The sequence below is a fragment of the Terribacillus saccharophilus genome (assembly GCF_046592895.1).
Lineage (GTDB): Bacteria > Bacillota > Bacilli > Bacillales > Amphibacillaceae > Terribacillus > Terribacillus saccharophilus_D.
The window spans coordinates 306,102-332,951 of sequence record NZ_JAWVPU010000005.1; the positions used below are offsets into that span (position 1 = coordinate 306,102).

23 protein-coding genes and 11 tRNA genes are annotated in these 26,850 nt (G+C 46.5%); 11 read left to right on the top strand and 23 right to left on the bottom strand.

The window, feature by feature from the left end; translation table 11 throughout:
* Window positions 1-85: 85 nt before the first annotated feature.
* Both SFC66_RS16130 and sigW read right to left on the bottom strand, forming a co-directional pair.
* Window positions 86-703: a zf-HC2 domain-containing protein gene (locus SFC66_RS16130; RefSeq protein WP_411219754.1), complete on the bottom strand. Its 618-nt coding sequence runs from the start codon at window positions 701-703 to the stop codon at window positions 86-88.
* A 13-nt stretch (window positions 704-716) separates the two neighbouring features.
* Window positions 717-1,280 carry an RNA polymerase sigma factor SigW gene (sigW, locus tag SFC66_RS16135; RefSeq protein WP_411219755.1) on the bottom strand — a complete coding sequence of 188 codons (564 nt, stop codon included), beginning with the start codon at window positions 1,278-1,280 and terminating at the stop codon, window positions 717-719.
* Window positions 1,281-1,492: 212 nt separating this feature from the next.
* On the opposite strand from sigW, the gene SFC66_RS16140 reads away from it, so the two are divergent.
* Entirely contained in the window at window positions 1,493-1,654 is a 162-nt protein-coding gene (locus SFC66_RS16140) for a Spo0E family sporulation regulatory protein-aspartic acid phosphatase (RefSeq protein ID WP_411219756.1), read from the top strand.
* 80 nt (window positions 1,655-1,734) lie between these two features.
* Here the strand turns inward: SFC66_RS16140 and SFC66_RS16145 are convergent, their stop codons facing one another.
* The 13 genes from SFC66_RS16145 to SFC66_RS16205 form a co-directional block, all read right to left on the bottom strand.
* On the bottom strand, window positions 1,735-2,226 hold the full coding sequence (locus tag SFC66_RS16145; protein ID WP_411219757.1) for a hypothetical protein: 492 nt from the start codon (window positions 2,224-2,226) through the stop codon (window positions 1,735-1,737).
* Window positions 2,227-2,283: 57 nt separating this feature from the next.
* Window positions 2,284-3,504: an MFS transporter gene (locus SFC66_RS16150; protein ID WP_411219758.1), complete on the bottom strand. Its 1,221-nt coding sequence runs from the start codon at window positions 3,502-3,504 to the stop codon at window positions 2,284-2,286.
* 109 nt (window positions 3,505-3,613) lie between these two features.
* On the bottom strand, window positions 3,614-4,378 hold the full coding sequence (locus SFC66_RS16155) for a cytochrome c oxidase assembly protein (RefSeq protein WP_411219759.1): 765 nt from the start codon (window positions 4,376-4,378) through the stop codon (window positions 3,614-3,616).
* Window positions 4,368-4,823, bottom strand: coding sequence for a DUF2243 domain-containing protein (locus SFC66_RS16160; protein ID WP_411219760.1), 456 nt, complete (start codon window positions 4,821-4,823; stop codon window positions 4,368-4,370). The genes SFC66_RS16155 and SFC66_RS16160 overlap by 11 nt, the downstream gene beginning before the upstream one ends.
* A gap of 131 nt (window positions 4,824-4,954) precedes the next feature.
* Window positions 4,955-5,027 (bottom strand) — tRNA-Ala (locus tag SFC66_RS16165).
* A gap of 3 nt (window positions 5,028-5,030) precedes the next feature.
* Window positions 5,031-5,105 (bottom strand) — tRNA-Gly (locus SFC66_RS16170).
* 21 nt (window positions 5,106-5,126) lie between these two features.
* Window positions 5,127-5,206, bottom strand: a tRNA-Leu gene (locus SFC66_RS16175).
* Window positions 5,207-5,241: 35 nt separating this feature from the next.
* A tRNA-Lys gene (locus SFC66_RS16180) sits at window positions 5,242-5,314 on the bottom strand.
* A gap of 28 nt (window positions 5,315-5,342) precedes the next feature.
* A tRNA-Gln gene (locus SFC66_RS16185) sits at window positions 5,343-5,416 on the bottom strand.
* A gap of 5 nt (window positions 5,417-5,421) precedes the next feature.
* Window positions 5,422-5,507, bottom strand: a tRNA-Tyr gene (locus tag SFC66_RS16190).
* An 8-nt stretch (window positions 5,508-5,515) separates the two neighbouring features.
* A tRNA-Thr gene (locus tag SFC66_RS16195) sits at window positions 5,516-5,591 on the bottom strand.
* A 99-nt stretch (window positions 5,592-5,690) separates the two neighbouring features.
* A tRNA-Val gene (locus SFC66_RS16200) sits at window positions 5,691-5,766 on the bottom strand.
* A 6-nt stretch (window positions 5,767-5,772) separates the two neighbouring features.
* Window positions 5,773-5,844 (bottom strand) — tRNA-Glu (locus SFC66_RS16205).
* Window positions 5,845-6,173: 329 nt separating this feature from the next.
* Between SFC66_RS16205 and SFC66_RS16210 the strand changes: the two genes are divergently transcribed.
* Entirely contained in the window at window positions 6,174-7,562 is a 1,389-nt protein-coding gene (locus SFC66_RS16210) for an NAD-dependent succinate-semialdehyde dehydrogenase (RefSeq protein ID WP_411219761.1), read from the top strand.
* A 35-nt stretch (window positions 7,563-7,597) separates the two neighbouring features.
* Here the strand turns inward: SFC66_RS16210 and gabR are convergent, their stop codons facing one another.
* Window positions 7,598-9,013: a MocR-like transcriptional regulator GabR gene (gabR, locus tag SFC66_RS16215; RefSeq protein WP_411219762.1), complete on the bottom strand. Its 1,416-nt coding sequence runs from the start codon at window positions 9,011-9,013 to the stop codon at window positions 7,598-7,600.
* A 100-nt stretch (window positions 9,014-9,113) separates the two neighbouring features.
* Between gabR and gabT the strand changes: the two genes are divergently transcribed.
* The 4 genes from gabT to SFC66_RS16235 all read left to right on the top strand — a co-directional run bounded on the left by gabT (window position 9,114) and on the right by SFC66_RS16235 (window position 13,958).
* Entirely contained in the window at window positions 9,114-10,421 is a 1,308-nt protein-coding gene (gene gabT, locus SFC66_RS16220) for a 4-aminobutyrate--2-oxoglutarate transaminase (protein ID WP_411219763.1), read from the top strand.
* Window positions 10,422-10,433: 12 nt separating this feature from the next.
* Window positions 10,434-11,831: an APC family permease gene (locus tag SFC66_RS16225; RefSeq protein WP_411219764.1), complete on the top strand. Its 1,398-nt coding sequence runs from the start codon at window positions 10,434-10,436 to the stop codon at window positions 11,829-11,831.
* Window positions 11,815-13,200 carry an NAD-dependent succinate-semialdehyde dehydrogenase gene (locus tag SFC66_RS16230; RefSeq protein WP_411219765.1) on the top strand — a complete coding sequence of 462 codons (1,386 nt, stop codon included), beginning with the start codon at window positions 11,815-11,817 and terminating at the stop codon, window positions 13,198-13,200. The genes SFC66_RS16225 and SFC66_RS16230 overlap by 17 nt, the downstream gene beginning before the upstream one ends.
* A gap of 212 nt (window positions 13,201-13,412) precedes the next feature.
* Window positions 13,413-13,958: a DUF4334 domain-containing protein gene (locus SFC66_RS16235; RefSeq protein WP_411219766.1), complete on the top strand. Its 546-nt coding sequence runs from the start codon at window positions 13,413-13,415 to the stop codon at window positions 13,956-13,958.
* Between the two features lie 85 nt (window positions 13,959-14,043).
* Here the strand turns inward: SFC66_RS16235 and SFC66_RS16240 are convergent, their stop codons facing one another.
* Complete coding sequence (locus SFC66_RS16240) at window positions 14,044-18,366, bottom strand: S8 family serine peptidase (RefSeq protein WP_411219767.1); 4,323 nt, start codon at window positions 18,364-18,366, stop codon at window positions 14,044-14,046.
* Between the two features lie 553 nt (window positions 18,367-18,919).
* Here SFC66_RS16240 and SFC66_RS16245 point away from each other — a divergent pair.
* The gene (locus SFC66_RS16245; protein WP_411219768.1) at window positions 18,920-19,729 is read left to right on the top strand and encodes a DUF2262 domain-containing protein; all 810 of its coding nucleotides are present in this window, start codon (window positions 18,920-18,922) and stop codon (window positions 19,727-19,729) included.
* A 40-nt stretch (window positions 19,730-19,769) separates the two neighbouring features.
* On the opposite strand, the gene SFC66_RS16250 is transcribed toward SFC66_RS16245, so the two are convergent.
* Both SFC66_RS16250 and SFC66_RS16255 read right to left on the bottom strand, forming a co-directional pair.
* Window positions 19,770-20,486 (bottom strand): YebC/PmpR family DNA-binding transcriptional regulator, encoded by a 717-nt coding sequence (locus SFC66_RS16250; RefSeq protein WP_411219769.1) that lies wholly within the window; start codon window positions 20,484-20,486, stop codon window positions 19,770-19,772.
* A 121-nt stretch (window positions 20,487-20,607) separates the two neighbouring features.
* Window positions 20,608-20,820, bottom strand: a complete 213-nt coding sequence (locus tag SFC66_RS16255; RefSeq protein ID WP_411219770.1) for a hypothetical protein — start codon at window positions 20,818-20,820, stop codon at window positions 20,608-20,610.
* A gap of 122 nt (window positions 20,821-20,942) precedes the next feature.
* On the opposite strand from SFC66_RS16255, the gene SFC66_RS16260 reads away from it, so the two are divergent.
* The 3 genes from SFC66_RS16260 to SFC66_RS16270 are packed head-to-tail and all read left to right on the top strand — an operon-like array spanning window position 20,943 to window position 24,252.
* A complete protein-coding gene (locus SFC66_RS16260; protein WP_411219771.1) occupies window positions 20,943-21,284 on the top strand; it encodes an ArsR/SmtB family transcription factor in 342 nt (113 codons plus the stop codon).
* 19 nt (window positions 21,285-21,303) lie between these two features.
* On the top strand, window positions 21,304-22,602 hold the full coding sequence (locus SFC66_RS16265; protein ID WP_411219772.1) for an arsenic transporter: 1,299 nt from the start codon (window positions 21,304-21,306) through the stop codon (window positions 22,600-22,602).
* 12 nt (window positions 22,603-22,614) lie between these two features.
* Window positions 22,615-24,252 (top strand): FAD-dependent oxidoreductase, encoded by a 1,638-nt coding sequence (locus tag SFC66_RS16270; RefSeq protein ID WP_411219773.1) that lies wholly within the window; start codon window positions 22,615-22,617, stop codon window positions 24,250-24,252.
* 134 nt (window positions 24,253-24,386) lie between these two features.
* Here SFC66_RS16270 and SFC66_RS16275 read toward each other — a convergent pair whose 3' ends face one another.
* Both SFC66_RS16275 and SFC66_RS16280 read right to left on the bottom strand, forming a co-directional pair.
* Window positions 24,387-25,118: an SDR family oxidoreductase gene (locus SFC66_RS16275; RefSeq protein ID WP_411219774.1), complete on the bottom strand. Its 732-nt coding sequence runs from the start codon at window positions 25,116-25,118 to the stop codon at window positions 24,387-24,389.
* 41 nt (window positions 25,119-25,159) lie between these two features.
* Entirely contained in the window at window positions 25,160-25,408 is a 249-nt protein-coding gene (locus SFC66_RS16280) for an Atu4866 domain-containing protein (RefSeq protein WP_411219775.1), read from the bottom strand.
* A gap of 130 nt (window positions 25,409-25,538) precedes the next feature.
* Between SFC66_RS16280 and SFC66_RS16285 the strand changes: the two genes are divergently transcribed.
* Window positions 25,539-26,450, top strand: coding sequence for an AraC family transcriptional regulator (locus SFC66_RS16285; protein ID WP_411219776.1), 912 nt, complete (start codon window positions 25,539-25,541; stop codon window positions 26,448-26,450).
* 165 nt (window positions 26,451-26,615) lie between these two features.
* Here SFC66_RS16285 and SFC66_RS16290 read toward each other — a convergent pair.
* A tRNA-Thr gene (locus SFC66_RS16290) sits at window positions 26,616-26,688 on the bottom strand.
* A gap of 2 nt (window positions 26,689-26,690) precedes the next feature.
* Window positions 26,691-26,765 (bottom strand) — tRNA-Asn (locus SFC66_RS16295).
* Window positions 26,766-26,850: the final 85 nt, after the last annotated feature.

Here is a 26,850-nt window from a genome sequence, read left to right on the forward strand (position 1 = left end):
TTCTACCGCAATACAGGCTTGTGCCGCCAATGATCATAAGGCAAAAAAAAAGAGAGCCCTATATAAGCAGCTCCATCTCAGATTATCAAAATGTCACGAGTTCTTTGATATGATACCAGGCCCAGCCGAATATCCGGTCGATTTCCTGATATTCACCTGTTATATTATCGGCGGATGCCATATTCACTTTTGCCCCGGGATCTTCGACAAGATCACCATTGATGAGCGTCACATCGCCATCGACTTTTCCCTTGATATCCAAATCGCCATTTTCAACGACAAGGTCCCCCTTGACCGTGACGTCTTCCGGTACAATGACGAGATCATTTTCTACTATCAAACCATCTTGCTTCGATACACTTACACTGCCATCGCTATTCCAAGCAGAAATCATGCTTGTGAACATGAATAGGAAGAATACCGCAGCTGCTGTGATGACAGGATGTGTGCGGAACCACCTCATGTATCCGGCACGCTTCTTTTCTTTCGGCAAATTCGCCATGACGCTTGCCGTGAAGCCAGCAGGTGCACCCAACTCATAGGCAGCGCCGCTAAGCAGGCTCTCCGTTTGTTTGAGCTCCCGGTAATGCTGATTACAATCCGGACAAGATTTCAAATGCTCCCTGAGCTGTTTTGCTTCTTCCTCTGAAGCATCTCCATCCAAATACAGATGCATGAGCGCGAGGCTTTCTTCGCAATTCATGTGTAACCCCCCTTTATACGTGGCGCAGTTTTTTTCGCAGTAGTTCTCTGCCACGGTGGATGCGCGTCTTCACTGTCCCAAGCGGCAGATCCAGGATTTCCCCGATCTCCGCGAGAGATAAATCATCCAGAAACCGCAGCACGATGACACTGCGGTATTTTGGCGGAAGGGACAATATCTCCTTGTGGATGTAACTCTGCAGTTCCATGCCCTCGACCTCTTCTTCAGGCAAAGCCTGATCAGCAGCCAGCTGCGAGTACATATCCAACCCTTCCGTCCCTTTCACTTCTGCATCCAGATGAAAATCCGGCTTCTTCTTACGCAGACGGTCGATACTCAGATTCGTTGCAATCCGGTAAAGCCATGTGGAGAATTTCCGATTTTCGTCAAAAGATTGGATGTTGGTGTAAGCACGGATAAACGCTTCTTGGGCGATATCCTGTGCCTCATGACTGTCTCCGACCATCCGGTATACGATATGGTACACCTTGTTCTGATAAAAGGAAACAATTTCTTCAAAGGCAGCATGATCACCCTTCTTGACGTTCTTTATATGATATTTTATGATGTTCTCCATGAAAATCCTCCCGCCTAACTGCGGCTTCTAAGTAACGAATGACGTTCTGAAAAGGTTTCACTTTCATAAAAAATATCTTTATTTCAAACCTTAAAGTTGTGCCAGCAACAGTTATTTTCTCTTTTTTTATTTTTTTCGGATTTTGACGTTTTAGATAGAAAAAGAAAGGGTAATCTTATCAGCAAATAGTATATCAGATTCTGGAGGTAAAAATGGTTACATTAGACAATCTTTTGGAAAAAATTGAGCAGACGCGCAATCATATGCTTTATCTATCCCGTCGCATGCCGCTTACATCCGATGCCGTTGTCACAGCAAGCGTCCAGCTTGATGATTTATTGAACGAATACGAAAAACAAAGAAAAGATATCTAGCAAAATTAACAGCTATCAAGCGGAGCTGTTAATTTTTTTTTGCATGAAAAAAAGCACGTACACATGGTACGCACTTTCAATCAATGACGGTCTTCCGCCCAGGCTCCCCGCTTGATGAAATAAGATTTCACATCATCATGGAAACCGATACTCACTTCAAGCGGGAAAGCTTCTCCGCCAGCTCTTTTATAGCAATCGCTGAACCAAGCAACCATCACTTGCTCGTCGGCCTTTTCCACAGCATCTTCCTGCAGTTCCCGGAAGGCTTCGAACGCATCGGTCGCATCATCCGGCAGCTGGAAGTATGGAATCTCTTCTGCCACTTCTTCACTTCCACCTGCGTATTTATCGCCCATTTCATCGTAATAGCGTTCCTTGCCATCCGCATCGAGCGCATAATACATAACCGTCAGCTCAAACGCCATCGGTTCTTTGAACATGCGGAAAGCGATCTTTTTCACTTCCGGCAAGAACGGCAGCTGGAAAATCTGTTTCAGTTCACTTATAACATCCTCTGAATGCTTTTCCAAGCAGACACTCACTGTTTCGGTATAATCTTGTATGGAAAACAAAGCGTTACCTCCTTCTTACTCTTGCTCTACTTTACCATACACTGCCGAAATCACGCATCACGCAAGTGTCTTCCCTTTTGTTTCCTCCCCAAGGATCCAGACAGCAGCTGCCGCAATAAGCACCGTCACACAAAATAGAAGGAAAACAGCACTCACCGAGAACCCTAAACTGTCGCGGTAGCCAATCAGCAGCGGTCCAAGGATACCGCCGATCCTTCCTGCTGTTGCAGCAATTCCAGAGCCTGTGGCCCGTATGGCTGTAGGATATTGTTCCGGTGTATACGCATAAAGAATGCCATAAGCCCCCAGATTGAAAAAGGAGAGCAGCATACCCGCAGCAAGCAGCATGGCAGCAGATTCTGCATTACCGAACAGCACCGCACTGATGGCTGTACCAATCAGATAGATGATCAAAATCGGCTTTCGTCCTATCTTTTCGATCAGCCAGGCTGCGGAAAAGTAACCCGGCAATTGCGCAAGTGTCATGATCAATACATACTCGAAGCTCCTGACCATATCGAATCCCTTTTCGACCATCACACTTGGAAGCCAAAGAAACATACCGTAATAGCTGAGCATGATGCAGAACCAGACGACCCACAGCATCAGGCTGCGCTTGGCCGATCCTTTTGCCAGCAGCTGACGGATACTGTGTGCGATGGATGTTTTCTGCTTCAGCTTCGTATACGACGGGGAATCCGGTAAGTTCTTACGAAGAAAAACAGCAAATAATGCCGGTATCGCTGTCAGCAAAAGCGCTATCCTCCATCCATAATCCGGGATGACAAAATATGATATGATTGCTGCCAGCAGCCACCCGACTGCCCAGAAGCTTTCCAGCAGCACAACCATGCGCCCCCGTCTTTCCGGTGCCACTGATTCCGAAACCAACGTGGAAGCTACCGGTAATTCTCCTCCAAGTCCTGCTCCGATGAAGAAACGCAGCACAATAAAGATAAGATAAGAAGCTGCCAGCGCAGATAAACCGCTCGCAATGGAAAATACCACAATCGTGATCATGAAGACAGTCCTCCGGCCGACCCTGTCAGCCATGATTCCGAACACAAATGCCCCGACAGCCATGCCGATGCTGTTGACACTGCCAATCCACCCTGCCTGCTCGGCAGATAGATTCCAATCCAACGTCAATGCTGTGATGATAAAAGATAAAATACCTACATCCATTGCATCAAACAACCAGCCGGTACCAACAATGCCAAGCAGCTTACGCTCGGAAATCGGTTTGCCCGCTGTTTTACTAGCTCCTGTTTGTTCCATCTCTGCACCTCTGCCGAATAGGATATATTACACATATAGTTTACATGTGTCTTGACACCTTGTAAATTCGTTTCTGTGTTATTTTTACCAATCACATAAAAAAACTGCCTTATTCGGCAGCTTTCGTGGAAGGGATTGACGTTTTCGGAGCAGCAGCATGGTACCATTGCCAGCATAATAGGAAAATCAGGATCAAATCGATCACATCTCCTCCATAATACATCAGCATCGCACCTTCCTGCGCATCAGCAGCGTTCACCCCTGCTGGCGGATTTGCGTAAAGATACTTCGATAATATCCCATGTCCGGCCAATGCAAAAATGAACACAACCATCCGGTATAGATGACTTTTCCGATAAGATACTGGTTCAGAATAAACAATAGCTAATGTAAACACATAGCCCGCAGCAAATACATGCAGATGAACAATGAATGAGATCCAGCTCGATTGGTGCATATAATGGAACAAAGCTGTGGTATAAAGCAGCCAAAGCCCTCCGATATTCAGTACCGCCGCTGTGATTGGGTGAATGATGAAATGCGCATACCTGCTTCGGAATAGACGCGATACAGCTTTCGAACCAGATTGCGGAAGTGCGCGCATAAGCAATGTGACAGGCTGTGACAACACGAGCAGCAACGGAGCAAGCATGCCAAGCAATAAATGTCCGATCATATGATAAGTAAAACTATGATGCGCATGCATCGCAATCGGACCGGAAACAGCCAGAAGACCGACTATCACACCGCCAGCAAACAAAAGCAGCCGGTATAGCGGCCAAGCTTTGAATCGTCTGGATGCATGCAGCATTGCTGCTGCATAGGCGATTATGAAAAATGTACAGATAAATATCGCCAACATATCACTCAGCATAGTGCTTCCTCCGAGAAATACGCACACATACAATCCCGGCCACAATCAATACAACGGCAATACCATTCCAAATCAAATCATAATAGAAGATATCGACGCCATAACGGATCTGGTGAATACGGAGTACCTTATGCTGAATCAATCCATCATACAGCTGAAATACACCACTCCCCAAACACACAGCTCCAAACCACCTTAGCGGAATCAAACGTTTTCGCCTGCGTAGATCGGCAAAAAGGAATAACCCGCCAACTGTCGCAAACCAGCTCAGCGCGTGAAAGAAACCATCCGAAATAAGCCCCCATGTCGAAGAAGATAAATCATAAAAATGATGCCAATGCAGCAGCTGATGAAAAACAACTTCATCAATGAAAGCAACCAACCCGACACCAAACAAAAAACCAGATATGATATTCCTGCGCTTGTATGTATTCACTTCCTCCATATACATCCTCCTGGCAACAGACTTTACCTTAGCTGTTTCCCTATGCAACAGAGAATAAACAAAAAAGCACAGGAAATCACCCTGTGCTTGGAAACAAAAAAAACCGCCCTATTGGGCGGCAATCATATGAGTGGAGCCTAGCGGGATCGAACCGCTGACCTCCTGCGTGCAAAGCAGGCGCTCTCCCAGCTGAGCTAAGGCCCCATATGGAGCGGAAGACGAGATTCGAACTCGCGACCCCCACCTTGGCAAGGTGGTGTTCTACCACTGAACTACTTCCGCCCAGTAGTATAGTAAAGATGATGCGGGTGGAGGGACTTGAACCCCCACGCCGAAGCACTAGATCCTAAGTCTAGCGTGTCTGCCAATTCCACCACACCCGCGTAATAGAAACAGTTACTGGAACTGATCTATAAAGTGAGCCATGAAGGACTCGAACCTTCGACCCTCTGATTAAAAGTCAGATGCTCTACCAACTGAGCTAATGGCTCAAAAACATTCTATTGAAAAGAAAGTAAATGGCTGGGCTAGCTGGATTCGAACCAACGATCACGGGACCAAAACCCGTTGCCTTACCGCTTGGCTATAGCCCAATAAATGGTGGAGGGAGTAGGACTCGAACCTACGAACCCGATGGGAGCGGATTTACAGTCCGCCGCGTTTGGCCAACTTCGCTATCCCTCCATCATAGGTGGTGCCGGCCAGAGGACTTGAACCCCCAACCTACTGATTACAAGTCAGTTGCTCTACCAATTGAGCTAGACCGGCGCGCTATTTAATGTCGTTGATTTCGACCGTCACGAATGATATCTTATCATCTATCGTTTATCTTGTCAACACTTTTTATTCTTGTTTTTTTCAAGAAAGTGGTGGAGGATGACGGGCTCGAACCGCCGACCCTCTGCTTGTAAGGCAGATGCTCTCCCAGCTGAGCTAATCCTCCACTTGATGACCCGTACGGGATTCGAACCCGTGTTACCGCCGTGAAAGGGCGGTGTCTTAACCGCTTGACCAACGGGCCAGGATGCCCTTTTTCTTCGTTACGTTTTTCGTAACTCGAAACTGACAAGTGTTATTATATACAGGAATGCAATGGTTTGTAAACCCACTTTATTAATTTCTTTTTATTCTGATAACTAATCCTTCAGAAGACCTCCCTCCCAACCTCTGAAACCCCCATCATATCAACGTTTCCTATTAATTTCTTTATCGTTCTTCTTCCTGCATAATTACCTCTCAAAACAGGAATATAAACGTGAACAGCAAAATACTTGAGCAGTTTTTTTGGCTGAAAGAAAAAACTCTTGGTAAGCTTTTACTAGGAAATAAATTAGAAAAGGGGCATCTGATATGACAGAAACATTCGATGTATATAACCCAGCCACAGGTGAATTGCTTGAAAAAGTAGCACTTGATTCAAAAGAAGAGGTCAATGGGAAAATCGAAAAGATACACAAAGCATTCAGCAGCTGGTCCAAAACCTCTGCCACAGAACGCAGCAAGCTCCTTCGTGCTTGGCATGACAAGATGATTGAAAATAAAGCAGAGCTCGCTGCGCTCATGACAGCCGAAAACGGCAAACCGCTGAAAGAATCAGAAGGCGAGGTTTTATATGCCGCCGGCTATATCGAATGGTTCGCCGAAGAAGCGAAACGTGTCTACGGCCGCACCATCCCTGCCTCCACTACCGATAAGCGTCTGCTTGTCACACGGGAAGCCGTCGGTCCAGTCGCCGCCATCACACCATGGAACTTCCCGGCAGCGATGATCACGCGAAAAGCGGCACCGGCATTGGCTGCAGGCTGCACTTTCATCATCAAGCCTGCACCTGACACACCATTGACTGCCATCCGCCTTGTCGATCTGGCACATGAGGCCGGAATTCCAGAAGACGTCATCCAATATGTGAATGCCGATGGTGAAATGGTCGGTAAGATCTTCACCGAGCATCCGCACATCCGGAAGATTTCCTTTACAGGTTCCACTCCTGTCGGCAAGCTGCTCATGAAACAAAGCGCCGATACTGTGAAGCATGTATCGATGGAACTTGGCGGTCACGCCCCCCTCATCGTCGATGAACATGCCAATATCGACCATGCTGTGAAGCATGCACTTGCTTCCAAGTTCCGTAATGCAGGACAAACATGTGTCTGCGCCAACAGACTGCTCGTGCATGAATCCATAAAGGATGAATTCACAGCAGCATTCACCAAAGCTGTAACCGAATTGAAAGTTGGGCAAGGTACGGAAGAAGGCGTCGCAATCGGACCAGTCATCAATAAAAAAGGCTTCGATAAAATCGTTGCCCAAATCGACGATGCAAAATCCAAAGGCGCTAAAGTACTGGCAGGCGGCACATATAACGCCGATGCAGATAAAGGCTATTTCTTCGTCAACCCGACCGTTCTTGACCAAGTAACGGATGACATGACCATCATGCACGAAGAAACATTCGGACCAGTAGCACCTATCACAACCTACACAGACATCGATGAAGCAATTCGGCTCGCCAATGACACACCATTTGGATTGGCTGCTTACTTCTTCACCGAAAACTACCGCCGCGGCCTATATATCGCCGAAAACCTGAAATACGGCATCGTCGGCTGGAACGACGGCGGCCCATCCGCAGTACAAGCGCCATTTGGCGGCATGAAAGAAAGCGGCGTCGGCCGCGAAGGCGGAATCGAAGGCATCGAGCCTTATTTGGAAACGAAATATATTTCGATTGGTATTTAAAACTAAGGGCCCGTCAGCGACGGGTCCTTTCCTGATTAATGAAAAACAGCTTCATATAGACGTTCTACAGCTTCATCCATTTCGGTTGTACGCATACTTGCAAAGCCGAGGATCAGTGTTGGTGTCCGGGGCGGAGCTGACAGATTATAGAAACGGCTGATTCCATAAAGTAAGAACCCTCTTCCTTCTGCCTTCTTTTTTATTTCCTCCTCCAGACGTTCCACGTGAAATGAAACCAAAAAGTGCAAGCCCGATTTTTCTCCTTTTACGGAAATGATGTCCCCGAATTTTGCCTGCAGCTTTTCGATCAGCATGGCCCGGCGGATCCGATATAATTTCGTCGTTTTCTTGATATGCTTTTGGTATTCCCCGGTCTCGATAAATTCCTGTAGTGTCAGCTGCGTAATTGTACTGCAGGAAGACATCAGGAAATGCAAAGAATATTTATAAACCTCCAGAAGCGGTATCGGCAATACCATATAACTCATCCTCAATCCCGGTAAAAGTGATTTTGAAAATGAACCCATGTAAATGACGCGCGATGCCCCATCCATTCCTTGTAAGGATGGAATGGAATCGGCGTCATATTTGTACTCACTATCATAATCATCTTCGATTATATATCGATTCGGGCCGGCGTTGGCCCAGTTCAGCAGCTGGATCCGGCGCGATATCGGCATGATCGCCCCGGTAGGGAATTGATGCGAAGGCGTTGTTAGCAATACATTGGCCTCACTTGTTTCAAGTGCATCGATCCGGATACCCTTTTGGTCGATGTCCAAAGCGGTTACAGCTCTCCCTTCACTTTTCAATAAGTGATACATGCGCTGGTAACCAGGCTCCTCCAATCCATAAATAGTGTCTTTGGGCAAAAGCTTCGTTAATTGACGTGTCAGGAGCTGTGTTCCCGATCCAAGTACAACCTGCTCCGGATAACAGCGCACACCTCGTGATTGGGAAAGAAAGTGAGCTATCGTTTTCCGCACACTATATAACCCTTGGGGATCGACATATTCCTCCAATAGCTCCTTTTTCTTCCGCAGTGCCTGTTCCTCACACCACAGCCATTTTTCCAGCGGGAACACATCTATATCAGCACTCATATGGGAGAAAGAATTCTTCACATTACGCTTTTTATCCGTCTCCAATAAATGAGAAGGAAGATTCGATACGTGATTCTCCGGCTGTACGTGAAAGGTGTCCAGATCCTCCACAAAGAAACCTTGCCTTTCCCGTGTGTAAAGATAGCCTTCTGCCACAAGCTGCTGATAGGCTGCATTGACTGAATTCAAGCTTATGCGCAGATTGGCTGCCAGCTCCCGCTTGGAAGGCAGCTTATCATGCGGCAAATATCGCCGTTCCAATATGGCTTGTTTCATTTGCTGATACACTTGCTGGTATAAGAATGCTTCACTCCGTTCCCTATCCAGCTGCATGATGTATAAACTCATAAGCCCCTCCTCTGGTACCATAAAAAACTTGTGTTTGGTACTTTTTATTATACAGGAAAAGTTTGAAAATATAAAAAATACCGAAAAAGGAAGTGACATAATGGCAACTTTAACAAATGAAACTTTACTGCTTCAGCAAAAACGTGACAAATTCGTAGCCAGGGGTGTTAGTAATGGCAATAAATCCATTGCAGTCAAAGGTGAAGGCGCCCTTCTTTTCGATCAAGATGGAAGACGCTTCATCGACTTCGCAGGAGCAATCGGAACGATGAATGTCGGACACAGCCACCCGAAAGTTGTGGAAGCACTCAAGAATCAAGCAGAGGCATTTGTTCATCCCGGCTTCAATGTCATGATGTATGCATCTTACATCGAGCTTGCAGAAAAATTATGCAGCCTGACTCCTGGTGCATTTGATAAGAAAGCCATCTTCCTTAATTCTGGTGCCGAGGCAGTGGAAAACGCTGTGAAGATTGCCCGTAAATATACAGGAAGGCAAGCTGTCGTCACTTTCAACCGCGGTTTCCACGGACGCACGAATCTTGCCATGAGTATGACAAGTAAAGTAAAACCTTATAAATTCGGCTTTGGCCCATTTGCTCCTGAAGTTTATCAAGCTCCTTATCCATATAGCTATCAACGCCCGAAAGGCCTGACAGAAACTGCATATGAAGATTTCATCATCGAACAATTCAGAGAATTTTTCACATCCCAAGTGGCACCGGAAACCGTCGCATGTGTCGTGATGGAGCCAATACAAGGAGAAGGCGGTTTTATCATTCCTTCCAAACGTTTCATACAATTCGTGGCATCCTTCTGCAAAGAACATGACATTGTCTTCGTAGCAGATGAAATCCAAACTGGTTTTGCCCGGACCGGCAAATATTTCGCAATCGAACATTTTGATGTCGTCCCTGACTTGATCACTGTTTCTAAATCTCTCGGGGCTGGCGTTCCCATCAGTGGTGTAGTCGGCCGTGCGGAAATGCTGGATGCCTCTAATCCAGGCGAGCTGGGCGGCACCTATGCCGGAAGTCCGCTCGGCTGTGTTGCAGCACTTGCCGTTTTGGATATCATCGAATCTGAGGAATTGAATGAAAAAGCGGAGCATATCGGGAAAACCATCGAGCAGGCTGCAAGACGCTGGAAAGAAAGCTATGATTCCATCGGTGATATCAGACGCTTAGGTGCCATGGCGGCCATTGAATTCGTCAAAGATAGCCAATCGAAACTTCCCGATAAAGAGCTGGCAGCTAAGATAGCCGCATATGCCAATGAAAATGGACTCCTTCTTTTGACAGCAGGTATCAATGGCAATGTCGTTCGCTTCCTCAGCCCGCTCGTAATCACGGATGAACAACTGCATGAAGGACTTGCAATCATCGAACAAGCATTGAAATCCATTTAAAGGAGGGTCTCTATGGCCAAGCAGCAATTGAAGAAAACAATGTCGAAATCGGATGTCATTTTTCTAGCCGTTGGCGCCATGCTCGGATGGGGATGGGTTGTATTATCTGGGGATTGGATTCTCGGAGCAGGGTTTCTTGGCAGCATCATCGCTTTTGTAATCGGAGGCTTGCTTATCTGCCTGATCGGTTTGACTTACGCAGAACTATCTTCCAGCATGCCCGAGACTGGCGGCGGCTTGGTTTTCGTAAACCGTGCCTTCGGAAGGAAGATGGGTTTTGCCGCCGCTTGGGCGGTGCTTGCCGGTTATGTGACTGTCATTACGTTTGAGGCTGTCGCATTACCGACCGTAATTGATTACATCGTGCCGGTGAATCATGTTGGTTATCTTTGGACATTGAATGATTGGCCTGTTTATACGACATGGGTATTGATCGGTTCAGGAGGAGCGCTCATCCTGACACTCCTCAACTATGTCGGTGCAAAACCTGCTGCCATATTCCAATCTGTTTTCACGATTCTCATGATTGCCACAGGAATTCTATTGTTGTTTGGTGCTTCCTTCAACGGAAGCACCGCAAATCTACAACCTCTTTTCTCAGATGGAGCAGCAGGTGTCATCACCGTTTTGGTCATGGTGCCTTTCTTATTCGTTGGATTTGACGTTGTTCCTCAGGTAGCTGAGGAAATCAATGCGCCCGCCAAGACCATCTCTCGCATCTTGATGATTTCCATCGTTTGTGCGGTAATCTTCTACTTATTGATTGTCTACGGTGTCTCGGCAGCTCTTTCCAAGGAGCAGCTGGAGACTAGCAGTCTAGCAACTGCCGATGCAATGGCAAGCCTCTTTGGCAGCCAAGTATTCGGTACTATTTTGGTAATCGGCGGCGTAGCTGGTATCATCACCAGCTGGAATGCATTCATCATCGGCGCCAGCCGGATCATGTATGCCATGGCAGACAGAAAGATGATTCCTTCTTGGTTCATGTATATCCATCCGAAATACGGAACTCCTACGAATGCCATCTTATTCCTGGGCGCGCTGGCATTCCTGGCACCACTACTCGGCCGCCCTGCACTCGTCTGGATCGTAAATGCCGGCGGTGTCGGCATGGTAGTAGGCTATATCCTTGTGGCACTCGCTTTCCTTCGTCTACGCAAAACCGAACCTGATTTGGAAAGGCCGTATAAGATCAAATACTGGCGCACAATCGGATTCGGAGCTGTCATCATGAGCTTGGTTTTCCTTACCTTCTACTTACCAGGGATGCCTGCAGCGCTTGTGTGGCCTTATGAGTGGATCATGCTGATTGGCTGGACAGTCATCGGGCTCGGACTTTATGCCGTTACCAATCGTAAATTAGCTTCTCCATCCCAGGAAAGGAGCATAGCCAATGACAAGCAAGCTTAACGTATACAACCCTGGCACCGGCGCTTTCATAACTTCAATTGAACAAGATACATTGCAAAACATCGAGGCAAAAATCACCGCCTCCCATAGGGCCTTTCTTAGCTGGTCAAAAACGAGTGCAACGGAAAGAAGTACTTTATTACGAAAATGGTATTCATTGATGCTAGTCAACAAAAAAGAGCTTGCCTCCTTGATTACAGCAGAGAATGGTAAACCACTGAAGGAAGCCGAAGGGGAAGTTTTGTATGCCGCCGGCTATATCGAATGGTTCGCCGAAGAAGCAAAACGTGTCTACGGCCGCACCATCCCTGCCTCCACTACCGATAAGCGTCTGCTTGTCACACGGGAAGCCGTCGGTCCAGTCGCCGCCATCACACCATGGAACTTTCCGGCAGCGATGATCACGAGAAAAGCGGCACCGGCATTGGCTGCAGGCTGCACTTTCATCATCAAGCCTGCACCCGATACACCGCTGACTGCCATCCGGTTAGTGGAATTGGCACATGAAGCCGGGATCCCAGAGGATGTTATCCAATACGTGAATGCTGACGGAGAAAAAACAGGAAAGCTGTTTACAGAAAATCCGCTAATTCGCAAAATATCCTTTACCGGATCCACCCCGGTTGGTAAGCAGCTAATGAAGCAAAGTGCGGATACGGTAAAACATGTCTCCATGGAGCTTGGAGGACACGCCCCACTGATCGTTGATGAACATGCGGACCTGGAGCGAGCAGTCAAACAAGCCGTCGCTTCCAAGTTCCGCAACGCCGGGCAAACATGTGTCTGTGCCAATCGCCTGCTTGTCCACTCTTCCATTAAAGAGGAATTCACCCGACTATTCACCGAAGCTGTTTCGCAGTTGAAAGTCGGTGTCGGTACAGAAGACGTGGATATCGGACCGATCATCAATAAAAAAGGCTTTGATAAGATAGCCTCCCAGCTGGAAGACGCTAAGAAAAAGGGTGCAGTTGTCCATGCAGGCGGTTCTTACCAACAAGATGACGATAAAGGCTATTATTTTGTCCAGCCAACCGTACTTGACCACGTGACGACCGACATGACCATCATGCACGAAGAAACATTCGGACCAGTAGCACCTATCACAACCTACACAGACATCGATGAAGCAATTCGCCTGGCAAACGACACACCATTTGGCTTGGCTGCTTACTTCTTCACCGAAAACTACCGCCGCGGTCTATATATCGCCGAAAACCTGAAATACGGCATCGTCGGCTGGAACGACGGCGGCCCATCCGCAGTACAAGCGCCATTTGGCGGCATGAAAGAAAGCGGCGTCGGCCGCGAAGGCGGAATCGAAGGCATCGAGCCTTATCTGGAAACGAAGTATATTTCGATTGGTATATAAAACAAAGGGCCCGTCAGCGACGGGTCCTTTCGTTGTTTATCCAGCAATTATCTTTCCAGCCGCTGACTATGATCCCTGCTCCTAGTTCGCATCCAAGGTATTTTCCGACTCCTTACTCAGCTTTCATCCTATTTGAAAAATTTTCGTTACAAAATAATCCCGTGATACTATTAAATTGGATGAAAATTTCTTAAGGGATTGGAGTTCACCGGATGAAAAATATCGACTATCTAAACACATTATTACGCAATGGTGCATCACAATCAGAGGCATTTACTTTTTATGACCAGCTGGATATCGTTGAACCTGAGGAAATGATGGGGATGTGGAAAGGAGAAGAAATCGTTACAGGGCACCCTTTGGAGGGTCTTTTATCAGCATCAGGTTGGTATGGCAAAGAATTTATTGATGAAGAAAACGTCCACCCTTTGATTTTCGAAAAAAGTGATGGCATTCTTTATGCTGTCCGTCCAAATTTACTTCCGGTAAATCTGCTTATGCAAAATCTGCACAACATACCAAAGCAACTCCTCTCCACTTCCATGTCATTATTGCGACCCATCATAAAAACGAATAAAAGTGCAGCAAGGCTGCGAAAAGTAGATTATAGAGGGACAGTTACATCAGCAATGGTCTACGATAATAAAGGTATAATAGATGTTTTTAGAAAGATAGATGAAAATACGCTTTTAGGTATTATGGATATAAAAGAACAGGTTCCTGACAAAGTTTTTTTCTTCTGCTTAACAAAAGCATAAGCGGAATGAAAAATAACCATAGGAAAATGGGGTTTCCCCGATAATTCGGAGAAAACCCCATTTTCATTTATTCCGGCATCTTATCCTATTCTACAAAAACCTTTCCAGCCGCGGTTGCTTCAACTGTATTCCCGAATGCATCTGTTGCTTTTACAACAACATCCGCTCCATCAAGCTTCGTGGATGATGTTGCTGTCCAATAGCCAACATATTGACCATCTTCCGTTTCCCGCATCGGCAGCTCTGTTGCTTGCGATGCTGTCCGGAAATTCGTCAGCGGTGCTTTCAAGTAGAAGGTCGCATCTTCCAATCCAGGTTCTGATTCAAAGGAGATGACGACTGTCTCTCCAGGCTGCACGTCTGAGTCTTGATCCGGTTTCACATTTTCCAGCTCAGGTGCCGTATAGTCAGCTTCCAGATTGATAACCTGCTTCGCCTTATTTCCTGCCTCATCTGTTGCGACTACTTTGATTTCATTGACACCTTCATCCAAAAGAATCCGCTTGGAGAATGTCCCATCTTCTTTCACATCGGTTTTAGCTCCGTTGATTGTCAGCTTGTTCAAATGATCATCAGCTGCTGTACCTGTTACCGTCACTGTCTCCTTATTTGTCTTGCTATCATTTTCAGGAGCTGTAATCGTCAGCTCCGGTGCCGTTTGATCCTGGATGATCATAACTGCTTCAGATGGTGCTGTGCTGCCGTTATCCAGCTTTGTCACAGCGGTAAGGCTGTTTTCACCTTCTGTCAGCTCCACTTCAGCTGCAAAAGCCCCTTCTGCTGATGCCTCAACAGTTGCAGCCACCTCACCGTTATTACTTATTTCCACTGTTCCGCCAGCTGCCGCTGTCCCTTCTACTGTCACAGTGTCTTCTTTCGTGACTGAATCAGGCGCTGGCGACGTGATGACTGGCGCTTGTGCTTCATAATCGACAAGTGCCCGGATCATATAGTTGCCGTCCTCTTCCGGCACTGGGCTCCATTCCCCGCCTGCGTTTTGCCAGCTGCGTCCGGAGAATTCACCATCTTCATCCGTTGCCAAGGCAGGCGTGTTCGGATTCGGATCTGTTTGAATGTAAAGAATATAGAAATCAGAATCCACTACAACACCTTCACCAGCCAAATCAACCTGAGTCCACTCCCCATTCCGGAGCGCTTCCCCGGTAATCGGCCCGGCCAGCTTCTTACCTGGTGCGCCGTCTTCGCCGGAATCATCATAGATTTCCACCGCAAAGTTTGTGCCCCCTGGTGTCGGGAAGCTTTCATCCCAGAAACGGAACAAACCGCCTGTCACTTGCGCAGAAGTCTGGCCTTCCGCCAGTGTGAATTTCACTGCCCAGCCATTTCCGCCATCATAGAAGGCATGTGCATTTTCCGCTGTCCCATCGTCATAGCCGATTTCCCCGGCAAATCCGATGAATGGCTCAAGCTCTACATTCTGTTCGGTCGATCCATCCGCATTCACTGTTACTTCGACTTCTGCTCCTTTGAAGGAAGGTGCCGCGATTTTGAGTGTATACGTTCCTTCGAATGCAGTCAGCGTATATACACCATTTTCATCCGTTTGTACTGGCTCGACAGCTGCATCCTCGACTACATACACATTAGCGCCCGCTATCGGGTCGCCTGTTTGTGCATTCGTCACAGTACCAGTGACTGTTCCTTCTGCAATGGGATCCAGTGTGAAGTTCTGTGTAACGGCAGATCCCTCTGTTATGGTGACTGGCGCCGTACTGGAGTGGAATCCGTATGCGGAAGCCTCCAATGTTACATCACCAGCAGCCTGCAGTAAGCGATAGCTTCCGTCGGCCGGGTCTGTTTGAACGCTACGTCCTGTTTCCTGTACCGTCACAGTTGCATCAACCGGCAAAGCAGTCGGGCTGATATCAGATGGATCTGCTTGTCCACCTGGCAGGATTGGACCTTGAACATTTTGGATTGGTGTTGGAGCTAATTTCTTCGCATTCACTTTCTTTTTGCTCTTTGCACTATCCTTCGTCTGCTTGCCTTCCTCTTTCACCTTCTTCGTGTCCTTCATGATGGATGCAGAGGTGTTGGAGGAATCCGAGATGGCTACATCGTCGATATACCAGCCTTGCTTACCGACACTGCCATCTGTCTCCAAGTGGAAACCGACATACACCGTTTGTCCGGCATAATCACTTAGATCGACTTGTTCGGAAGACCAGGCGCCATTCGCTCCATTATACGAGCCTACTTGCTCCCAGTTCTCTTTATCCGTCGAGATCACCACATGGCCATAATCATAACGGCTTTCCAGGTCGAACCATGTCTGGAACTGCAAATACGATGCTCCCTCGTCCGGTACTGCTACTGGCGGTGCTAATAAAGTTGCATCTGCATTATTAGGATAAGCACCTGTACCATATACATTTTCCCCAGAAGCTGCTGCTTCAGGACCGGCTGCCGGAGCACCCCACTCCCAGGTATTCTGATCACCGAATGATGTCCAGCCTGCTGGCTCCTCTTCGAAGTCCTGGCTATAGCCAACTGATAGCGGTACAAGTAGTTCCACGTCATATGCATCCGTCTCTGTTGAATTGCCGCCAAAGTCTGTCGCGACAAATTTATAAGTGAGTGTTTCACCTGTCGTCGCTTCTGCTGGCAGCACTGCTTGATACGTACCACTTGCTGCGTTTCCTTCCACAAGCGCCGCATCCACGGATTGCCATTCTCCTGCATCTTTTTGGTATTGAAGCGTGACCGTGTCTGTGCTGATGTTATCCGTCACTTCTGCTGTAAGCGGCGTTGCCACACCTTGATATAGCTCAGATAGAGCTTCATGTGTAATGACAGCAGGTTCTTCGTCCTCGCCATCCTGATAGACATTACCATTGATTTCACCGACGCCAGTCGCAATCGTCGATACTGCCAAATACGCATTGACGACACCATGACCGAAGCCTTCATTGATCTCATCCGGGTATTCAGCACTTGTCTGTCGATCAGCTGTGTCATAAAGAATCGACTCAATCTCATCAACCGTCAGTGAGCTATCTGCCTGAAGCAGCAAGGCGATGACGCCGCTCACATGCGGTGCAGCCATCGATGTACCGCTGAATGAGGCACTATATTCACTGCCGCTTACTGCGGAATAGACATTCACTCCCGGAGCCGCAATATCGGGCTTAATTTCTCCATCATATGGTGAAGGACCACGAGATGAGAAACTGGCCAATCCATCTTGGTTATCCGTTGCTGCTACAGAGATCGACTCTGGATAGTTGGAAGGTGCTGATACTGTTGCGTCTCCATCTCCGTCATTACCAGCTGAAAATACTGGTACGATACCAGCATTTCGCCATGTTTGTACGACCTCCCGGTACCATTCATCCAGACCTGGTCCGCCACCCCAGGAGTTATTGACGATGTCCGGAGCTTGCTCTGGATGCGGATTGCCGTTTTCATCCTTTGGTGCAAGCATCCACTCTGCTGCATCCAGCAAGATGGCATCCGTCGTCTGCCCGAGTCCGGTATCAGGATGGAAAGCTTTTACTGCGATCCACTTTGCTCCCGGTGCAACACCAATATCCTGGGACCCATCAGGTTCTGCACCGACAGCAGTACCGATTGTATGGGTACCGTGATCCAAGTCATCATACGGCACCGCTTCCCCGTCGACCGCATCATACCAGTTGAACTCATGCGAAACATCATCCGGGTCAGCTGCGTCATAACCGCGGTATTTCTCCAATAAAGCTGGATGGTCATACTGCACACCAGTATCAAGTCCGCCGATGACGACACCAGTTCCATCCAGTCCTGTTTCCTGCCATACCGCCGGGGCTCCGACTCTCTCCACGCCCCAAGCTTCGACTTCCTCAGCCAAAGCAGCAACCTGCTTTTCCTCCGCTTTTGCCGGTTCAAGGATTTTACGTTCCCTGTTTGGCAAGATCTTCTCCACTTCCTCCGAAGCAGCCAGCTCCTCCATCACTTCTTTGGAGCTCGTTACTTTCAAAGCATTGACGATGTAATAAGAATCGTAGTCCTTTACGACACCCTTATCTTTCGCCTGCTTCAAATATTCCAGCAAATTCGCTTGCGTCGCATCTGCTGTCACCCGTAAATCGCTGACGACAGCTGAATTCTGAATCCGCTTTTCTTCCTTGGCAGACAAACTCGCTGATTGCTTCTTTGCCTTCTCGACTGCAGTCTCTGCTGCCTTCTTCGTATCCGCCTGCTCCTTCAGCTTGACCAAATACGTCACCTGTTCGTCTGCCTTGAACTGAGACGTAACATCCTTGTCCACTTTCGCTGCTACACCTTCACTCGCTTTCACAGAAGTTCGCTCAGAAGACTGTGCTCGTGAAGCTGTAGGAGAAAGCAAGGACAAGAGAAAGACACCGACCGCCAATATACTGAGCCATCTCACCACACGTTTTTGCATTTTCCCATTCTCTCCTTTTTCCTGATATGGTCCTGCCCGCTAACACTATCCACCTCCGCCTCTTCAAGTGACAAATTATGTAATATCGCTCAGATGTTATAGATAGATTACGAGAATCTGTCGGTTTCGGGAAGAGCACCGGGAGAAAAGAGGAGCAAATGCATAGATATGAGATTTTCCTGCGGGATAATAGTAATAATTTTCTGTCATTTATATCAGTTAATTAAGTTTCAGATCGTCTCCACTACTTTTGTCAGCTGTAATATGTCATGTTCGAACGACCATTATAGTATTTCTTTTAGGAAGATAATTCCCTCAATATGCGCATATCAATAGGCGTCTTCACCTTTTATTGACTCACTCACAACTGATGAAACTGCCTATATGGGAAATATTTCAATAAAAAACATAACGAACGATATAAGAGCTGCTTTGCTGCAATAACCTGTTTCTGATTCGCAATTTCTCTCTATCAACATCATAAATAAGCAGATAGTCCTGCTAACAAGATTGGAAAATTAAGTTAAGCTGGAGGAAGAAGGAAGGTGTAATCATGGGGAAACTTCGAGAAATAAAGAGCTTTGAGAAGAGATTTTTAGAAGAAACAATCGAAATAGCTGCTGTGACCGGCAGTTTAGGAGCTGGTGCCGGCAGAGGCGGGAAAGAAGTGATGTGGACGGCGTCGATCTCACTTGCAGCTTGGAAGGAATTGCATGATGATGCTCCGGTTGTCCATGAAAAGACGCAGCTGCAGTGGCTCGTCACGGATGAAGAATGGAAAGAGAAGAAATTTCATATCGAACCACATTCCATCGTCCGCCTCCAAGTCCGAAAATCGGACAGCAGCTTGATGCTAGTGGATATTCTATCTGCCGATCACAAAGATCCAGAGCTGCAGCTTGTTCTTGAGAAAGAGCTGGAACCTGTCTATTATCTAGATGAGAAGCTTGGAAAATTCGAGCTGGATAAGGGTCTTGATTGGTTTGAGATGGAAACCGACTGGGCAGGAAAGCCGTGTTTTGTGTATGTTGATGCACAAGACGAGGAGTCACAGATGAAGGAAGCACTCCAAACAGCATATCTCCTCTTCCAAGATCCGCTGTCATGGGATAAGAAAATAAAAGATTATGCCGCTTCGCAGTTGCTTGAGCTGGCCAACGATTGGCTCGCCGATTTCGAGGATGACGCCCAGCCAATAACTAAGGAATCCTTCGTCCAGAGCATTACATTCGAAAGTATCCACCTGTATCCAGGCGGTACATATGAAGTATTTTTACAAGATGGTGATATGTTCGGCGGACATGTGATCATCGTTCGCGGCTATCAAGATGCTACCTTTGAATCAGCTGATATAGCTGGTTAAAAAAAGAACTCCGGGCATAGTAGCTCGGAGTTCTTTCCACTCAGTCTAAATCGACGTTATGATAAACCTGCTGCACATCTTCCAAATCTTCAAGCGCATCGATCAGCTTCTCGAATTGCTCCTGGGATTCTGCATCAAGACTGATATCATTTTGGGCCAGCATGGAAAGCTCAGCTACCGAGAATTCCTCGATTCCTGCTTCTTTCAACGCTTCCTGCACAACATGGAATTGATCTGGCTCTGCATAAACGATGACCGCATCATCTTCTTCGATGATGTCACGCGCATCCACATCTGCTTCCATCAAGATTTCCATCACATCATCCGCGGATTTGCCTTCGATACCAATGACTGCCGTTGCATCGAACATGTAGGCAACAGATCCACTGACACCCATGTTACCGCCGTTCTTATTAAATGCAGTACGGACCTCAGGCGCTGTACGGTTTACGTTGTTAGTCAATGCATCAACAATGATCATAGAGCCGTTCGGACCAAAACCTTCATAACGCATTTCATCGTAGTTCTCTTCGCCGCCGCCCTTGGCTTTCTCGATCGCACGCTCGATGATTGCCTTCGGTACGTTATACGTCTTCGCACGCTCCAAGACAAATTTCAATGCCTGGTTTGCTTCGGGATCGGGCTCGCCTTGTTTGGCTACTACGTAGATTTCACGGCCGAATTTCGCATAGATCCTGCTCGTATTGGCGTCCTTCGAAGCTTTCTTCTCTTTGATATTGTTCCATTTACGTCCCATTGATGAACACTCTCTTTCAATCTATTTTAAAATTGTTTGTGAAATGATTGCTGATACCATTATAACGCAAAACGACGCGTACTAAAACTGCGGCACTCGTCCTGCAAGGTCTTACCCCTGCCTAAATGGATGCCTGCTTTTGACTGAACTGCTCATATGCTGCTTTGAAGGCTAGAAAGCTAGCTGCTCCAAGTTTCCTTTCATCACGCTCGAATAACCTTTCAAACACAATGTCATACACTTCTTCCCTACTGCCTTGTCTTGTGTTGGAGACAAGCTCCAAATAAGCCAAGAAATAAGCCGCACTTAGTTTACCGCCTTTATTTAAAACCATATGGCACTCTCCTCTAATTTCTATCTCAAGCCTGGATGCACTTTTTTACCTACTATAGTATATAATAATTGCCTTATATAAGAGAATGCTAATATACTGACTTCGAAGGGAGGAATGAAAAGATGGTAGAAACTGCATTATCGACAGAAAAGCTAACCGAAACTTTGAAAGTTCTCCATGATCCCAATCGATTGCTTTTACTAAAACTGCTGACCGAAAAAGAATATTGTGTTTGTGAGCTTGTCGGCATGTTCGACATCAGCCAGCCTGCCGTGAGCCAGCACTTGCGAAAATACAAGAAAGCAGGTCTCGTCACAGAAGAAAAGCGCGGTCAATGGCGTTATTACCGCTTTGACCACAGCTGCCCCCAGCGTGTGCTGGTGGAGAAAATTCTGAGTCAGCTGGACGAGCAGGATGAACAGCTCATGCGGCTGCGGAACAAAGCAGAAGCAATCACTTGTTGAATAAGGAGTAAGCGTACATATGTTGACAACAGTCTTAGCTTGTATTATTTTTCTGATCACACTGATCCTCATCATCTGGCAGCCGAAACACCTCAATATCGGCTGGACAGCCTGCGGCGGTGCTATTCTTGCCTTACTGGCGGGTGTGGTCGATTTTACTGATGTGTGGGAAGTGACAACGATTGTCTGGAATGCCACCTTGGCATTTGTGGCAATCATATTGATATCTTTGATTTTGGACAGCATCGGGTTCTTTGAATGGGCTGCCTTGCATATGGCTGCTGCAGCCAAAGGGAATGGCGTAAGGATGTTTATCTACGTTTGTATCCTGGGTGCAGTCGTTTCTGCGTTCTTTGCCAATGATGGTGCAGCTCTGATCCTGACACCAATCGTCTTGGCCATGGTACGTGCCCTGCGCTTGGATGAAGCACTCGTCTTTCCTTTTATCATTGCTAGCGGATTCATTGCTGATACAACATCTCTGCCGCTTGTAGTAAGCAATCTGGTCAATATCGTGTCGGCAGATTATTTCGATATCACATTCCTGGAATACGCATCCCGGATGATTGTTCCGAACTTCATATCCCTTGGTGCCAGCATTCTGGTTTTATATTTATTTTTCCGCAAGAAGATACCCGCGGCCTATGATACAGCCGCTGTAAAAGTTCCTATGACAGCAATCAAAGATAAGAAATTGTTCAAGATCTCTTGGTATGTATTAGGCCTTTTAGTGTTTGGCTACTTGATCTGTGAATTCTTCCATATCCCTGTATCCCTTGTTGCGGGAGCAATCGCCGTCATCTTCCTGCTTATCGCAAGACGCAGCCCTGCAGTGGAGACAAAAACGGTTGTAAAAGGTGCACCATGGAATATCGTATTCTTCTCGATCGGCATGTATGTTGTCGTCTATGGATTGCAAAATGCTGGTTTGACAGACATTCTTGCGGATTGCATTCAATATGTCGCAGATCAAGGCATGTTCATCGGGACGATTTGCATGGGCTTTATCGCAGCCATCCTTTCTTCCCTCATGAATAACTTGCCGACTGTCATGATCGACGCAATTGCCATCGCCCACACGAACACCAGCGGAGCAATACGGGAGTCCCTTATCTATGCAAATGTGATCGGTTCCGACCTCGGTCCGAAAATCACACCGATTGGCTCTTTAGCAACCCTCTTGTGGCTGCATGTATTATCGCAAAAAGGTATGCGCATCTCATGGGGTACTTATTTCAAATCAGGAATCATCCTGACGGTGCCAACGCTGTTACTGACATTGATTGGTTTATATGTCTGGCTCATCATCATCCATTAAAGGAGAGATACAATGAAAATACGCATCATTGGTTCTGTTGCTGCCGGGACAAGCGTCGCTGCCAAAGCACGCCGGAATAATGAAGACGCTGATATTCGCATTTATGACAGGGATTATGATATTTCTTACAGCGTCTGCGGGATTCCTTATTATGTCGGCGATGAAGTCGAGAATCTGGAAACATTGAACCCACGTGACCCAGCTTGGTTCAAAAAGCGCTACAACGTCGATATCCAGACAAGGCATGAAGTCATCGATATCAACCATGCCGAAAAAACACTGACGGTTACAAATTTGGATACAGAAGAGACGTTTACGGATACCTATGACATCCTTGTCTTCGCAACTGGCGCAAGCCCTATTACACCAAACATCGAAGGCACTGCGCTTGAGCACGTCTTTCACGTCCGTACGATCCAGAATGCTGGATCGATCGGACAGTTCATCGAATCCCACAAGCCAAAGACAGCAACAATCATCGGAGCTGGTTATATCGGATTGGAAATGGCCGAACAGCTTACCCATCTTGGGATAGAGGTGACCATGATCCAGCGCAGCAATCAAGTGATGAAGCATTTGGATAAAGATATAGCAGATCTTGTTGCTGATACACTGATAGAACACGGTGTCGACTTGAAGCTTGGTCAGGAAGCTGTCCGTATTACGGAACACGAAGTCGTGACTTCCTGTGGTGAGACTATTCCTTCCGATATCGTCTTCCTTGCTGTTGGTGTCCAACCCAATACAGCATTAGCTGAAAAAATCGGCGTCAAGATAGGTGACACCGGAGCAATTGCGGTCAATGAAAGAATGCAGACTAACCTTACAGATGTTTATGCTGTCGGTGATGTGGCAGAGAGCTTCTCCGTCATCACAGGCAAGCCGCTTTACCGCCCGCTCGGTTCCACTGCCAATAAGATGGGACGCATTGCTGGTGATGTCATCACCGGGGGAAACTCATCGCACCGCGGTATTCTCGGTACTGGGATAGTACGCGTATTCGAACTAGCTGTCGGACAAACCGGCATGAACGAACAAGAAGCCCTCAGCGAAGGATACGACATTGAAACATTGCATAATATCAAGCCTGCTCGCGCTGCTTATCTTGGCGGCCAGGAAATCACTATCAAAGCCATTGCCGACCGAACAACAGGACGGCTGCTCGGTGTCCAGGCAGTCGGGGAAGAAGGCGTAGACAAGCGCATCGATGTCTTTGTCACTGCCATGACCTTCGGAGCAAAAGCAGAAGACCTGTTCCATTTGGATCTCGCCTATGCCCCGCCATTCAGCACAACGAAAGATCCAGTCATGTATACGGGCATGGCACTCGATAATGCTATTAAGAAACAGAACAAACTGTTAACACCTAAAGAACTGCAGCAGCGCCTGAGCCAAGGAGAGCCTTTTCAGATTATCGATACACGAGCAAGAGCTCAATATGATACCTCCCACGTCTTAGAAGCAGTCAGCATTCCTTTAGCGGAGCTCCGTGAAAAAGCGAAGGTACTTGATCCTAAAAAGCCGACCCTCTGCTATTGCAATAGCGGCGTGACAGGCAATGCAGCTCAGAATATTTTGCGGAACATGGGATTTGAGGAAGTGTACAACCTATCTGGCGGGAATAAGAATTATCAGAAGTATCGAAAGTAAAAAGATGCCGTATATGGCATCTTTTTTGTATGAACTCATTTTTCGATATAGTATTTATATCCAGACACAGCAATCCAGAAAAACAGATTAGTAGTGTATTCCAATACTACTTCCTAATTATAATTCAACTTTTTTTAAAATGATAAAGTAGGTCTTACAACTAATTCACTTACATCAACCTCTGGAGGCTGCGAGATAGCATAAAGAATTGCATGTGCAATAGCAGGAGCAGGCAGTGCTTGTCTCCGGTACTCGATCATAGCCTCACTCGCCTGTTTATCGGTGATATGATCGGCTAATTCTGATTCCGTTACACCCGGTGCAATTAAAGTTGTTCGGATATTATGCGTTGCTTCCTGTCGCAAGCCCTCCGTGATAGCGCGGACAGCATACTTGGTCGCGCAATAGACTGCTGCTGTCGGGGTGACTTCATAGGCACCTATTGAAGCTATATTGATGATATGTCCGCTATTCTGCTCTGTCATTATCGGCAATACTGCTCCAATACCATGAAGGACACCACGGATATTTACATCAATCATTCGATTCCATTCATCGATTTTCAGAGCATCCAATTTAGACAATGGCATAATACCAGCATTATTTACGATGACATCGATTTTTCCGTATGCATCTATTACTTCTTGTACTGTATGTTGCATTTGATTGAAGTCGGTAACATCCAATTGCTTATAATCTGCGTTGTATCCTTCTTGATGAAGAGTGGCTACGATTGTTTCCAACCTATCTGTTCTACGTGCTGCCGCTATTACCACAGCTCCGCTCTTAGCTAATAAATCAACAGTTGCTGCTCCGATGCCGCTGCTTCCTCCTGTGACAAGAACAACTTTATTCTTTATACTCATCCTTGTACCATCCTCTTTTATTGATTTTCGTTAGGGAATTCTTAGCCATTATCACGATTCAGAACCATTCCTGCATGGTATAGAATTCCATTTTTGAAATCTCCATCAGCTGTGAATCCTGTATCATCTTGATATTCAATATGGTCACCTTTTATTTGATAATTACCTGTATAAGCACATTCGATATCACCCCGAGCTTCAATATAGCGGCCTTCGGGTAGCAGCTCATGCCTGATATACCGGTCTTTCGTAACCCATAGACCAGTGTAAGTATGATTGTTTTCTTTCATATCATCAGCTCCTTTTTCTGTTCTACTATTAGTATCAAGGAAGATCGACATGGAGTGGTAGCCGGCATCTCTTTAATTCTTGCCCTATTCTCCAAGAACTGAGAAACTTTCTAAAAAGGGGGAATTATCCATGCCGCAAAAAGAGCAGCCGCAATCGAAAGAAGAGGAGCTTACAGATCTAGTCTTAACCTTTGCTGCCAAGGAGGGTACGAATCTAACATCCATCTCTGGATTGGAATTCATTCGTTCAGTTAAACCGCTGGAGCCTGTACATACTATGCATGAACCCGCTTTATGCATTGTTCTGCAAGGGAGAAAAGTAATTTCCATGAGTGGAGAGGACTTCTTTTATGGAAGAGGCGATTATCTAGTTGTAGCTGTAGCATTGCCAGTTATAGGAGAAATTTTAGAAGCAAGTGAGATGGAACCTTATTTATGTCTGCGATTGAATTTTAATATAATGCAGATTGCAGAGGTTTCAAAAGAGTACAAGCAGCATAGCATTAGTAAAGACGATACTGGGCGAGGAATATTTGTAGATCAGACAGATGAAGTTATATTGGATGCGCTTATCCGGCTCGTGAATCTACTTCATACTCCAGAAGATACAGAGATACTTGCACCGCTGATTATCAAAGAAATTTTATACCGCATGATGCAGGGAAAGCATGGTCACACAGTAAAGAGCCTTGTTGCCAAAGGGAGTAAATTATCTGAAGTAGCTGCTGCTATGGAATATGTAAGAAGTAACTTTTCTGATGAAATAAAGATAGAAAGACTAGCTAAAAAAGTAAACCTTAGTCCCTCTGCTTTATATCATCATTTTAAATACGTTACGTCCATGACTCCGATTCAATACCAAAGAGCCTTACGTCTTCATGAGGCCCGGCGATTGATAATGGGGAAAGATATGAGGATTGCTGATGCTGCCTTTCAAGTTGGCTATGAAAGTCCTTCTTATTTTAACAGGGAGTATAGGAAGATGTTTGGCAAGCCACCGGGGAGAGATCGTAAAGAGAATTTGAGTTTATTCAATGTATAGAGCAAATTAAAAGGTCGCATACGGAGTGTATGCGACCTTTTTGATTTACACTATATTAGCAGAAGTAATTTCTGCATTTTAGCCAAATTTAATTTCTTTTCTATTTTATTTCTATATTTATCAAACAAAAAAAGTATTAGAGAATGATCTCCAATACTTTTCCTAAGCTTCCTAGCGGACTTGAACCGCTGACCCCCACCTTACCATGGTGGTGCTCTACCGACTGAGCTAAGGAAGCAATGGCTCCACAGGCAGGATTCGAACCTGCGACCGATCGGTTAACAGCCGATAGCTCTACCACTGAGCTACTGTGGATCAATATTAATTATGTATACAAAAAAGAACTGCCTGGCAGTGTCCTACTCTCACGGGGCGAACCCAACTACCATCGGCGCTGAAG